The following is a 12,087-nucleotide window of genomic DNA, read 5'->3' on the forward strand; positions in this document are numbered from 1 at the left end:
TTTATAATATTATACCATTTTAACATACAGGACACTAGATTAAAAAAAACTTACCTATTTCTGACCTTTTCAGCAAGCTCATCAATTTTGCGAAGACGGTGATTGACCCCTGATTTGCTAACCGTTCCCTTCAACATTTCGCCAACTTCCTTCAAATTCATGTCCGGATGGGCAAGACGAATCTCGGCAACCTCACGAAGTTTATCGGGTAGACTTTCAAGACCGACTTCGCGCTGGAGTAGCTTGATGTTCTCAATCTGCCGTACAGCAGCGCCAATCGTCTTATTCAAGTTGGCGGTTTCACAGTTAACAATACGGTTAACGGAGTTACGCATATCCCGCATGATGCGAACATCCTCGAACTTGAACAGCGCTTGGTGCGCACCGATCAGATTGAGGAACTCAATGATCTTCTCCCCTTCCTTGATGTAGAAAATAAATCCCTTCTTCCGCTCAATACAGCGCGCGTTCAGATGAAATTCATTTGCAAGTTCCACCAAGGCTTGGCAATGCTCCTCATACATGGAGGCAATCTCCAGATGGTACGATGATCCCTCCGGATTATTGACCGATCCCCCTGCCATGAAAGCTCCGCGCAGATAAGCTCTTTTACAACAGTTCTTACGTACAATTTCCTCATCAATCCGGGACTGAAACAAGAAACCTTCGGATACAATCCGCAGCTCCTTTAATATCTCTTGAACGCGGGCGGGAATGCGAACGATATATACGTTATTCTTCTTCAAACGCATTTTTTTACGCACCAAAAGTTCAGTATGTGCCTGGAAATGCTTCTTGATTAAGGAATAAATGCGCCTTGCGATCGCGGCATTTTCCGTCGAAATATCCAGCACTATTTTTTTACTCGAAACCTGAACCGATCCATTCATTCGGATAAGCGCGGATAGCTCAGCTTTCTCGCAACAGCTCTGGCCTTCAACCATGGTTAATTCTTTTTTAGTTTGTGCCGCAAAGGACAAGGGTCTCACCTCTTTCGTAAAATCCAATCTTGCACCAATTGGAAAATATGATTGCTTAACTTATCGGCATCATGCCGCAAGTACGTACGGAATAGCACTAGCTTATCTGCAATCAGCTTGTATCCGCGGCTCTCTACTTCATCCCGATCAAGGAGTACAGGTTTTGAACCTTTTTCAGCGTACTTATCCTGAACCTGTGACGGAATTTCACCATCATTCACAATGACATAATCAAACAAATGAAGACCAATATGGTCGTATACCGCCTGCAAATGATCGCTAACCGTGTAATTATCGGTTTCACCTGGTTGTGTCATAACGTTACACACAAACATTTTGATTGCATCCGAGGCCACAATGGCCTCTGCAAGCTTAGGAACTAACAAATTGGGCAATATACTTGTATACAGACTACCTGGGCCAATCAATATGGCATCGGCTTGCTGAATGGCCTCGAGTGCTTCCGGCAATGGTTCCACATTCTTAGGTTCAAGGAATATCCGTTTGATGCGTCGCCCGGCCTCCGGAATTTTAGATTCGCCTGTCACAATGCTGCCGTCTTCCATTTCAGCATGTAAAATAACCGCCTCACCTGCGGCAGGTAGCACCTGTCCGCGAACAACAAAAACCCGGCTCATTTCCTTAACCGCCGTGACAAAATCACCGTGCATATCCGTCATGGCAGCCAGGATTAAATTGCCGAGGCTATGCCCCGCCAGTCCTGAGCCGGTGCTGAAGCGGTACTTCAATATATCAGATAACAGCGGCTCGACATCTGCGAGCGCTGTTAGTACATTTCGAATATCTCCCGGTGGAGGCATTTGCAGTTCACTTCTTAAAATCCCTGAACTGCCCCCGTCGTCTGCAACAGTTACAATTGCCGTAATATCTAGGGGCTTCTCCTTCAGGCCACGCAGCATGACAGACAGCCCTGTTCCTCCACCCATCACAACAATGCGAGGGCGCTTCCTAGCTTGCTCAGCCACGTTCATCACTTCCCTCTATTAATGCCGATCCCGATCAGAATCACGGTGGCTGACCGTTACCGATTCTGTCTCACTCACACCAAGCATCTTACCGAGATATTCTGCAATGGCAACGGAACGGTGTTTGCCTCCGGTGCAGCCGATTGCAATGATGACTTGGCTTTTCCCTTCTTTCCGATATTGCGGAATAAGAAAATGAAGCATATCCAGCAGTTTGGTTAGAAACGACTGCGTCTCAGGCCATTTCATTACGTACTCATACACATCGCTGTTCTGTCCTGTGTTGGGACGCAGATTCTCAACATAGTGAGGATTAGGCAAAAAGCGGACATCAAATACCAGGTCAGCATCAATCGGAATGCCATACTTAAATCCGAAAGACGTAATATTCACTGACAATGTATTGGTCTCCAAATGAGTGAATCGAGAAATGATTTTTTCCTTGAGCCTAGCAGGCTTCATATTGCTTGTATCAATAACCTGAGTTGCCGAATTTTTGAGTTCATCCAGCATTTTGCGCTCCAGACGAATCCCATCAAGTGGCATGCCTTCAGGTGCGAGTGGATGACGACGCCGACTCTCTTTATAGCGCTGAACGAGTACGGAATCGGTCGCATCCAGGAATAGAATTTCACTATGAATTGTGAAATGATCCTTCATATAATTAAGTGATTCCGATAGTGCAGTGAAGAATTCACGGCCACGCAAGTCGATGACCAATGCAACCTTACCAATCTTACCCTTAGATTGTTCAATCAGTTCCGCGAATTTGGGAATGAGTACAGGGGGCAGATTGTCGACACAGAAAAAGCCGAGATCCTCCAGACTTTGTACAGCTAAGGTCTTCCCGGCTCCCGACATGCCGGTAATGATGATTAGGGTGGCCATTGATGTTGTGGTGCTGCGATCCGCTGCTTCCAGCATCAGCTTCCCCTCCCTTATAGTTTAAGTCATAGCCATTCGGTTGATCTTTTCGCCACCCTTATGAAAAGAGCGGCGAATACTAATTATAATATTATGAACGCAGATGTAGACCTGCTGCACCTACAACTCCAGCATCATTGCCAAGTTCTGCAGGTACGATTCTCACTCCACGCTGCAAAGGCTCTGGGGTCAGTTGATTAAACACAGCGCGAACTTCGTTAAATAGAATTTCGCCAGCTTTGGAGACACCGCCTCCAACAATGAAAGCTTCTGGATTGAGAACTGCCGCAACAGATGCCATCGATTTACCAAGGTAATATGCTGCACGTTTGATAATACGTAGAGCCACTTCATCCCCTGCTTTTGCTGCATCGAACACTTCTTTTGCCGCGATGTTGTCAACAAGAGCCAAGGAAGTACGATCGCCACGCTCAACAGCGTCTTTGGCCATACGAATAATGCCTGTTGCCGAAGAAACGGTCTCAAGACATCCCATTTTGCCACAGCCACACTGAATAGCTTCTAAATCAGGTACAACCGTGATATGTCCGAGTTCTCCAGCCATACCATTAGAACCTTGATATATCTTTCCGTTCACGATAATGCCGCCACCAACACCTGTACCAAGTGTATAGCAGACACAATTATCAACACCGCGTCCTGCACCGCTCCAAGCCTCACCCAAAGCTGCTACGTTCGCATCGTTATCTATTTTGACTGGCTTGCCAAGTCGTTCCTCAAGCAGCGCACGAATTGGAACATCCTTAAAACCTACGTTAGGTGCAAAAATAATGATTCCTTCACGAATGTTCGTAAAGCCTGCAACCCCCGCTCCTATACCTGCAAGCTGGTCCCAACTGTATGGCGATTGTTCCACAATATGACGTACATACTTCTCAATGTTGCCGATTACCGTGTCCACGCCTTTGGATGTTTCAGTCGGTCCTTCATACGTTTGAAGTAGTTGACCCTCTTGATTGCATATTCCGACTTTAATCGCGGTACCACCTAAATCGACACCAACGTAGATGTTCTCAGACATGTTACAAGCCACCTTTTTCCCTCTAAAATAGAATGCTCCTACTGTACCCACTATAATTGAAGGTACCCTATCGGTCAAGAGAAGGTAGAGGGGGATTGGGCACCCGATCAGGGGCAAAAAAACCTTATAAATAAAGCATCTTATTCTCTGAATCGCCTATGATTGATAGCGCATCCATGGACTATCACATAACCCTAATCTATTGTCGTTACTATTAATATATGTCAAAAGCCCCGCTCCCCGAAGAGAAACGAAGCTAGCTAAAGACCTTTATTTTTAGTTGGTATACAATATTTGTGGATTTTATGACAATTAAGAACTTTTGTTTTACCGTACATTTACGGCTCTATACAGTCACCTTCTAGCAGATATACTCTCGCTTCATACGGTCTTAAAGTTAGATGATATAGATCCTCACCCTCAGCTGGCTCATAATTCGAGATCATTAACTTCTTCTCATCTGTTCTTAAATCCTCCGGCCACTCAAATACGGGACTCTTGTCAAAAAAGTTCAAGATGACTAGCAGCTTCTCATTCTCTATAGACCGAACAAATGCATAAATCTCCGTATCTAGTGGAAGCAACAGTTTATAGTCACCATACACGATTGCTTGGCACTGCTTCCTAATTGAGATCAATTTCCGATAATAGTGAAAAATAGAGTTCGGATCAGCCAGCGCCTGCTTCACATTAATATCCTTATAGTTCTTATTCACTTTGATCCACGGTTCACTCTCTGTAAAGCCAGCATGTGGTGTGTCATCCCACTGCATTGGCGTACGCGCATTATCTCGGCTCTTCTTGTGAATGGCATTCATCGTAACTTCCTCCGGCTGGCCTCTGAGTCTGGACTGCTCATAATAGTTCAGTGTCTCTACATCTCGGTAGTCATCCATGGAGTCAAATGTTACGTTGGTCATTCCGATCTCTTCACCTTGATAAATATAAGGCGTGCCTTGCAGCATGTGCATAAAGGTAGCTAGCATTTTGGCTGATTCCACTCGGTATTCTCCATCATCACCGAACCTGGATACCGGACGGGGCTGGTCATGATTGCTCAAATAGTTAGCATTCCACCCTCGTTCGTGCAAAATAGTCTGCCAGCTGCTCATGATCTTCTTCAGTTCTAACAGTGTCCAAGAACGAATGTCCCATTTCCCTGTACCACCTGAGGCAGCATCAAGGTACATATGCTCGAACTGGAACACCATATCCAGCTCATTGCGATCCTCACCGACATAATCGAGAGCCTGCTCTGGCCCAAGACCTGACGTCTCCCCAACAGTCATAATGTCAAATTCGAACAAGACCTGCTCATTCAATTTTTTGAGCATATCATGTACCTTATCGAGGTTAGAGAACAACTGGTAAGCCTGAACAACGGGGAGGTTATCTGGGTTATCCGCATCGGGCAAGCCCACAGCCTTAACGATATGTGCAATCGCATCAAAGCGAAAGCCATCTACACCTTTGGCGAGCCACCAGCGAACCATTTCGTACAATTCCTCGATCATCGCCTCATTCTCCCAGTTCAAATCCGGCTGCTGTTTCGCATAGAGGTGCATATAGAATTCATCTGTCTTGTCGTCATATTCCCATACCGAGCCACTGAAATATGACTCCCAGTTGTTCGGATACAAACCATTCTTTCCTTTGCGCCATATATAGTAATCCCGCTTCGGATTGTCTTTGGAGGAGCGTGATTCGAGGAACCACGGGTGCTCATCCGATGTATGATTCAGCACGAGATCCATCATAATCTTTATGCCACGCTTATGCGCTTCTTCAAGCAACTCATCGAAATCCTCCATCGTCCCATACTGACCCTTAATCGCATAATAATCGCTGATGTCATAGCCGTTGTCGTGACCTGGTGACTCGTAAATTGGGCATATCCATATCACATTGACGCCCAAGTATTCTAAGTAATCCAACTTCGAGATGACACCTCGTAGATCTCCTATACCATCACCATTCGAATCTTTGAAGCTAATCGGGTAAATCTGATACACTACGCTTTCTTTCCACCATGTTTTTTTCATCTGTATGCCCCTTTCCTATTCCAATCCCCTACTATTGCCGGCCCCTGTTTCTATAAAAATGCCCGGTGATATATCAGGATATATACCGGACATCTAAATACACATATTTATTACTTACACCATCTGACAGACGGTAAACGAGAAAAAAACAGATTTGTACAGCAATTTATTATGCTCCAGCGAAGCGTAATTCATGCTGGTAAACATCATTTGGCACAATACGCTTTTATGACAATTGTCACCTCGAATTCATGACAACATTTACTAATCTCGAAATGCCGCACTCGATAAGATAGAACCAAGGAATAAATCGGAGGTGCGAAAAGTATGACGAAACATAGGAATGACTCTATAGCGGAGCTTGTGAACGTAACAAAAACATACGGAGCCAAGAAAGCAGTCGATCATATCTCATTCAACATTGAGAAAGGCTCCATTACAGCGATTCTGGGTCCCAACGGCGCAGGAAAGACAACAGCCATATCGATGATGCTCGGACTCAGTGACCCTACAGAGGGGGAAATCCGGCTATTCGGTAGCGATCCGAAGGATCGTCAGGTGAAGGAAAAGATCGGTGCCATGCTGCAAGAGGTTAGTGTTATGGATGGTCTAAAAGCCAGAGAGATTATCTCACTCATTCGTGGCTACTACCCGAATCCGATGGAGATGGCGCAGCTGATTCAGCTGACGGGTCTTACCGATGAAGAGCTGAACAAGCGAGCTACCAAGATGTCTGGTGGACAGAAAAGGAAGCTGAGCTTTGCGCTGGCACTATCCGGGAATCCCGAATTGTTATTTTTCGATGAACCTACAGTTGGTTTGGATACGACTGCTCGCCGCCTGTTCTGGCGAACCGTCAAGCAATTAGCTAATCAAGGCAAGACAATCCTATTCACCACCCACTATCTGCAGGAAGCGGACGATATGGCTGACCGAATCATTCTATTCAATAACGGTAGCGTCGCCGCAGACGGCAATCCGGAAAGTATTAAAGCGAAGCTCACGCGGCGCTCGGTATCTTTTGTAGTGGAGACAGGTCAGAGACTGGTTATGGAGCGTCTCTATCAGGTCCCGGGTGTATCGGAGGTATATGAACTGGAAGGTAGACTGCATGTTGTGACAGAGAACACGGATCAGGCACTAGGGGTGATTTTCCGTGAGGAGATGGCTGTACGCGATGTAAGGGTAGAGATGGGCAGTCTTGATGAGGCGTTTGATCAACTGACCCAAAGACAAGAGGAGGCTGTATAACAATGACAGGACGATTGATCGCATTACAATGCAAGATGGAGCTACTGCGTATTGCACGCAATCCGTATTTTATATTTTGGTCCCTCGCGATGCCGATCCTCTTCTATTTCATCTTTACTCGGGTGGTCGATAGCGGCATGCCCGATGCTGCAGTATGGCAAGCACATTATTTGATATCAATGACAACCTTCAGTGTCATGGGTTCAGCTATTATGTCGATGGGCATTAGGCTTGTACAGGAACGAACTCTGGGCTGGTCTGTCTATATGAGAGTAACGCCTCTACCTGGAAGTGTGTATTTCCTCGGCAAAATGTTCGGGCAATCCGTCATGCATCTGCTCTCTATTATCGTAATTTTTGCTGCGGGCTACCTTATTAATGGTGTTCATATGCCTGCATGGCAATGGATCACAAGCGGGCTATGGATCATGCTTGCCTCTGCCCCATTTCTTGCGGTAGGAACACTCGTAGGAGCGATGAAGCGTGTGGAAACGGCAAGCGGGGTTAGCAATGGTATCTATTTAGCTCTTGCAATCATGGGGGGCATGTGGATGCCAATGGAAATTCTGCCCTCATTCCTTCGAGTGGTGGGGGAATGGCTGCCCTCTTATCATTTTGCCAGCGGAGGCTGGGAGATCATCCGTGGGAACCTACCACAGTTGAAATCCATTTTACTTTTGGCAGGATATTTGGTGTTGTTTATGGTAATATCCACCTATATTCGAAAAAAGCAGCAAGCTGCGTAAGGATGATGGTGGATGAAGAGGCACTCGTTTCATATGTTTCCAAGTCATTTAGGATTCTTCCCTTATTTATGGCTCGTCTATCTTAGTTTGCCGATCTATAATCTGATTTCTTATGAAACAGGTTGGAAGCTATATATAGGGTATATCATGGTAGGATTGTTTTTTGTGACCTATAGGCAGCTTTACTTTGCAGAGGGGAAACGATCTTTCTTCCCATGGCTCCTCCTTCAAATGCTAATTATTCTTATCTTCTGCATAGGTTACAGCAGTTCTTATCTATTAATGGGCTTTTTTACAGCTAACTTTATCGGCTGGTATACAGATAAACAGAAATTTAGAACGGCATATATACTATTTGTATTGGTAGAGACCATTCCACTTATTTACCATATGGATGAGATCTGGAATATCAATCTTTTATATACACTTCCTTTCATGATCATCATGCTTCTATCTCCATTCGGCATACGTTCCATGATCAGCCGGCAGAAGCTCGAGAAGGAGCTCGCACAGGCTAATGAGCAGATTCACAATCTGATCAAAGGCGAAGAACGTATGCGAATCGCAAGAGACTTACATGATACGCTTGGTCATACGCTGTCTCTTATTACATTAAAGAGTCAGCTTGTAGAGAAGCTCGTTGATGTCAATATTGAACAAGCCCGGCATGAAGCTCGGGAGATTCAGAATACCTCCCGCGCTGCCCTTCGCCAAGTACGTGAATTGGTCTCTGATATGCGGACCGCCACGCTCACTGAAGAATTGAACGAAGCCAAAATTATTCTGCAAAGTGCAGATATAGAGCTCACTCACGAGGGAAATCCGCGATTTGATGGCATCCCTGACACTGCACATAATATTCTCAGTCTATGCTTACGGGAAGCGGTAACGAATATCGTCAAGCACAGCCGGGCTTCACGATGTCACGTCAGCTTTGAGCAGTCTGAGGGAGAATGGCGGCTGTTGGTGAAAGATAACGGTGTTGGAGTTCCAACCGATAATCATGGATATACAAGGGAGAAGAATGGATTGAAGGGCATGGCTGAGCGACTTGCCTTAGTTGGTGGGATGATGAGAATCACGGCTGAGAGGGGTACGCTACTCACCGTGCGAGTACCCATTGTCATTACGAACCGGAAGGAGCGTGAAGCTTAGTTGAGCATCCGAGTGTTGATTGCTGAGGACCAGCGTATGTTAAGAGGTGCGCTAGCCCTGTTGCTAGATTTTGAAAAAGATATTGAGGTTGTCGGTCAAGCCGGAGACGGCAAGGAGGCCCTCTCTCTCATAAGTCAGTTACAACCCGATGTTTGCCTGCTCGACATTGAGATGCCGTTTATGAGTGGACTCGAGGTTGCGGAGGAGCTGAAGCAGATGAAGCTTCCTTGCCGGATTATGATTCTTACGACCTTTGCCCGGCCTGGTTATTTCGAGAGAGCAGTTCAAGCGGGTGTACAAGGGTACTTACTCAAAGACGAACCAAGCGATCGACTAGCCGAGGCGATCCGGCGCGTCATGGAAGGACGGCGGGAGGTGTCACCAGAGCTTGTCTTTGGCACCATGCGTGAAACCAACCCTCTGACCGAGCGAGAACGAGAAATTCTCAAGCTAGCAGCTGCAGGAAACAGTTCTAGCGAAATCGCTTCGACTCTGCACCTGTCCTATGGAACCGTGCGCAACTATATGTCCGAGCTGCTGAGCAAGCTAGAAGCCAAGAACCGGATTGAAGCCATTGCTCTCGCTGAGGAAAAAGGCTGGATTTAAAGTGAACAGGGGCAGTCTTTAAAGGTCGAATGACCTGGGACTGCTCCTGAATTTTTATGTGATCTCATTTAACCGAATTCTATTTTTCAATTTGCCAGTTTCATGTATTCATCCGGTTTAATGCCTTCATACCTAGCGAAGGCACGCTTAAATGAATATACATTTTCGTACCCGACCTGGTGCGCAATATCATCGATTTTGCAGCTATTCTCTCGGAGTAATCCCTTTGCCATCTCCATACGCAAGCGGCAGAGATAATCGTAAAAGTTAATGCCCGTAAACTCCTTGAAGATCTTGGACACACCCGAGACCGAGACTTGATACATTTCTGCCAGCTGTTTCAGCGAAATATCCACGCTAGTATAATTCTCATTTACATATTGAAGCATCTTACTTCCGACCTCCATCGTGGAGGAGGAGTTCGAATACTGTTTTCTTTCACAGATCAAAGTACCGACCTCGAACACATAACTCCACATGGCACCTTGATCGGCAGCGCTTAGTCTATTGTCAAACTGTTTGGCGTAAATGCCGATGTCGAGATTAAGCTCCTGCAGAACTCTGAGCATCGTCTCCATCAATAAGGAGATCAACTTAACCGTACACTCCTCAGATAGTTGCCGCTTCTCATTCTCCATGCTGATCTCTTGTAGAATTTGAATCGACGTATCCAGATTACCGACCTTCAGATTATGAATCAACTGCACCTCCCAATCCGTAGGATAGTAATAATTCACAGCATGTGGAATGGTTTCTACCGCTGTAGGGACGATGTGTCCTCTTGAAAAAATAACATAGTGCAGTCGTTCCTGAGCCATATAATACGACTTACTGATGCCAACGACACCTTGTTCCACCGTTCCGTGTAGAACGTCAGGTTGAAATCCACACGTCTGTCCGATGACTGACGCTACCTCCTCCGCAATCCGCTCGATCATCCCGTCCTCCCCGAACCAATCGCTGGAGGAGAGAATGAGAGCATTGTCCGCGCTCGTCACCTCAAACAGCTCATACTCCAATTGATACCGCTGCATGGTTTGCTGAGCGACAATCATGGTGATCATTTCTATCTTCCGCAGATTATCATAATCCGCAAGATCCTGAATCGCATGAAAGCTTATCAGCATTGTGCAGTAATATTTGTTGTCCGTGTAAGGAATATCGAATTTACGGAGTCTGTTCATATGCTGATCGTCTGGAAAATACCCCTTTAACAGTCGCAGAAGCATATTCGATCTCGCAGCACTTTCAAAGTCCTGCATCGTTTGCTGCAGCTTCTGATTTTCATGAAGCAAGCGGTCGAACGACTTCTCAATATAACTGTATTCTGAGCCGTATACAGGTCCCCCCTTACTCTCTTCATCTTGGAGCATTCCCGAAAGTTTATTCAGCAAAGCCCGAAGCGGATGATAGGTCAGCTTAGCTAATAGGAACGTACAGCAGATACCCACAGCCAGCAACAAAATAAGCAATAGCAGTGGACCTAGTAAGTTGTGAATCCACCGCCAGCTGGGGTCCTCGTAAGATATATCGTACTTCCACTTGCTCGCCTGGGATAAAAGCGAGATCGTGTAAGTTGTATCCTCCAAATCTTTCGTGTCCGTCCCACCTAGGGTTTGGTAAACAACCGAATCTTCATCCGAAATAATGAGCTTCATAAATTCGGCGCCGCCAAAACGGTGCAAATAATCCGATAAGTAAGCGCTGTCAATAAACAGAACCAGTACAGCCCTCGGATGGTTCACAACCTCCAAGCTTTGAACAACCGGAATAACCGATTTCCCCATCCCCCATAGCTTCATCTTTGTGGGCTGCATGATTTTGAAATAGTCTGGAGATAAAAGTGAGTTTTGGATCGACTGTTCGGTCTCTGGATCAAAGACAGCTACACTTTCAAAAAAATGATCTATTCCGTACGTACCCCACGAGGTCAAAATCCGCTCATTCTCGGGAAACACAACCATGCCAAAGGAAAGAACGCCTAATGAATTGATATCCTGATTCAGATTTTTCTGGATTTCTAGCATTTTGAGTAGATCAAACTCCGGCTCATATACGTTTGTATTCTGCATTAGCTTAATCACCCAAGTTTCACTGCTCATGGTTTTACCGAGAGTTTTGAGTTCATTCAGCTTATTATCCACAATAGCAGCAATACGCTTAGCATCCGCCGAGTGCTTATTAAATTGTTCCCCTTGCTCCTCCCTGATGTTTTGGTACACGCTCAGGACGCTGAAGACAATAATGGGAATAATAAGTATAGCAGTGTAAGAAATCAATATTTTTCTATATGCACTGTTTCCGAAACTCCTCTTATGCAAGTGACGTCCCTCCTTTGGCAAAATACGAAAAATG

10 protein-coding genes are annotated in these 12,087 nt (G+C 45.7%); 4 read left to right on the forward strand and 6 right to left on the reverse strand.

The annotated features are described in order from the left end of the window. Positions 1 to 50 precede the first annotated feature (50 nt). From whiA to AC3WJJ_RS18450, 5 genes are all read right to left on the reverse strand, one after another. Entirely contained in the window at positions 51 to 980 is a 930-nt protein-coding gene (whiA, locus tag AC3WJJ_RS18430; RefSeq protein WP_422659229.1) for a DNA-binding protein WhiA, read from the reverse strand. A 5-nt stretch (positions 981 to 985) separates the two neighbouring features. Next, positions 986 to 1,972: a gluconeogenesis factor YvcK family protein gene (locus tag AC3WJJ_RS18435; RefSeq protein WP_422659228.1), complete on the reverse strand. Its 987-nt coding sequence runs from the start codon at positions 1,970 to 1,972 to the stop codon at positions 986 to 988. 12 nt (positions 1,973 to 1,984) lie between these two features. Further along, positions 1,985 to 2,890 carry an RNase adapter RapZ gene (gene rapZ / locus AC3WJJ_RS18440; RefSeq protein ID WP_422659227.1) on the reverse strand — a complete coding sequence of 302 codons (906 nt, stop codon included), beginning with the start codon at positions 2,888 to 2,890 and terminating at the stop codon, positions 1,985 to 1,987. Positions 2,891 to 2,981: 91 nt separating this feature from the next. After that, positions 2,982 to 3,932 carry an ROK family glucokinase gene (locus AC3WJJ_RS18445; RefSeq protein WP_422659226.1) on the reverse strand — a complete coding sequence of 317 codons (951 nt, stop codon included), beginning with the start codon at positions 3,930 to 3,932 and terminating at the stop codon, positions 2,982 to 2,984. A 338-nt stretch (positions 3,933 to 4,270) separates the two neighbouring features. Further along, complete coding sequence (locus tag AC3WJJ_RS18450; protein WP_492542955.1) at positions 4,271 to 5,974, reverse strand: glycoside hydrolase family 13 protein; 1,704 nt, start codon at positions 5,972 to 5,974, stop codon at positions 4,271 to 4,273. Positions 5,975 to 6,301: 327 nt separating this feature from the next. Between AC3WJJ_RS18450 and AC3WJJ_RS18455 the strand changes: the two genes are divergently transcribed. From AC3WJJ_RS18455 to AC3WJJ_RS18470, 4 genes are read left to right on the forward strand one after another with little or no spacing between them, the layout of a single operon-like run. Continuing rightward, entirely contained in the window at positions 6,302 to 7,225 is a 924-nt protein-coding gene (locus tag AC3WJJ_RS18455; protein WP_492542957.1) for an ABC transporter ATP-binding protein, read from the forward strand. 2 nt (positions 7,226 to 7,227) lie between these two features. Continuing rightward, a complete protein-coding gene (locus AC3WJJ_RS18460) occupies positions 7,228 to 7,971 on the forward strand; it encodes an ABC transporter permease (RefSeq protein ID WP_492542959.1) in 744 nt (247 codons plus the stop codon). A 12-nt stretch (positions 7,972 to 7,983) separates the two neighbouring features. Continuing rightward, positions 7,984 to 9,126: a sensor histidine kinase gene (locus tag AC3WJJ_RS18465; RefSeq protein WP_492542961.1), complete on the forward strand. Its 1,143-nt coding sequence runs from the start codon at positions 7,984 to 7,986 to the stop codon at positions 9,124 to 9,126. Continuing rightward, a complete protein-coding gene (locus tag AC3WJJ_RS18470) occupies positions 9,127 to 9,732 on the forward strand; it encodes a response regulator transcription factor (RefSeq protein WP_492542963.1) in 606 nt (201 codons plus the stop codon). 86 nt (positions 9,733 to 9,818) lie between these two features. Here AC3WJJ_RS18470 and AC3WJJ_RS18475 read toward each other — a convergent pair whose 3' ends face one another. After that, the gene (locus AC3WJJ_RS18475; RefSeq protein WP_492542965.1) at positions 9,819 to 12,053 is read right to left on the reverse strand and encodes a helix-turn-helix transcriptional regulator; all 2,235 of its coding nucleotides are present in this window, start codon (positions 12,051 to 12,053) and stop codon (positions 9,819 to 9,821) included. Positions 12,054 to 12,087 lie beyond the last annotated feature (34 nt).

This window comes from Paenibacillus sp. FW507-14B1B (genome assembly GCF_058781425.1).

Excerpts from the sequence above, each read along its gene's own strand:
- AC3WJJ_RS18455 (WP_492542957.1), top strand. The coding sequence starts at position 6,302 with ATGACGAAACATAGGAATGACTCTATAGCGGAGCTTGTGAACGTAACA.
- AC3WJJ_RS18445 (WP_422659226.1), bottom strand. The coding sequence starts at position 3,932 with ATGTCTGAGAACATCTACGTTGGTGTCGATTTAGGTGGTACCGCGATT.
- AC3WJJ_RS18465 (WP_492542961.1), top strand. The coding sequence starts at position 7,984 with ATGAAGAGGCACTCGTTTCATATGTTTCCAAGTCATTTAGGATTCTTC.
- AC3WJJ_RS18450 (WP_492542955.1), bottom strand. The coding sequence starts at position 5,974 with ATGAAAAAAACATGGTGGAAAGAAAGCGTAGTGTATCAGATTTACCCG.
- AC3WJJ_RS18435 (WP_422659228.1), bottom strand. The coding sequence starts at position 1,972 with ATGAACGTGGCTGAGCAAGCTAGGAAGCGCCCTCGCATTGTTGTGATG.
- rapZ (WP_422659227.1), bottom strand. The coding sequence starts at position 2,890 with ATGCTGGAAGCAGCGGATCGCAGCACCACAACATCAATGGCCACCCTA.
- AC3WJJ_RS18460 (WP_492542959.1), top strand. The coding sequence starts at position 7,228 with ATGACAGGACGATTGATCGCATTACAATGCAAGATGGAGCTACTGCGT.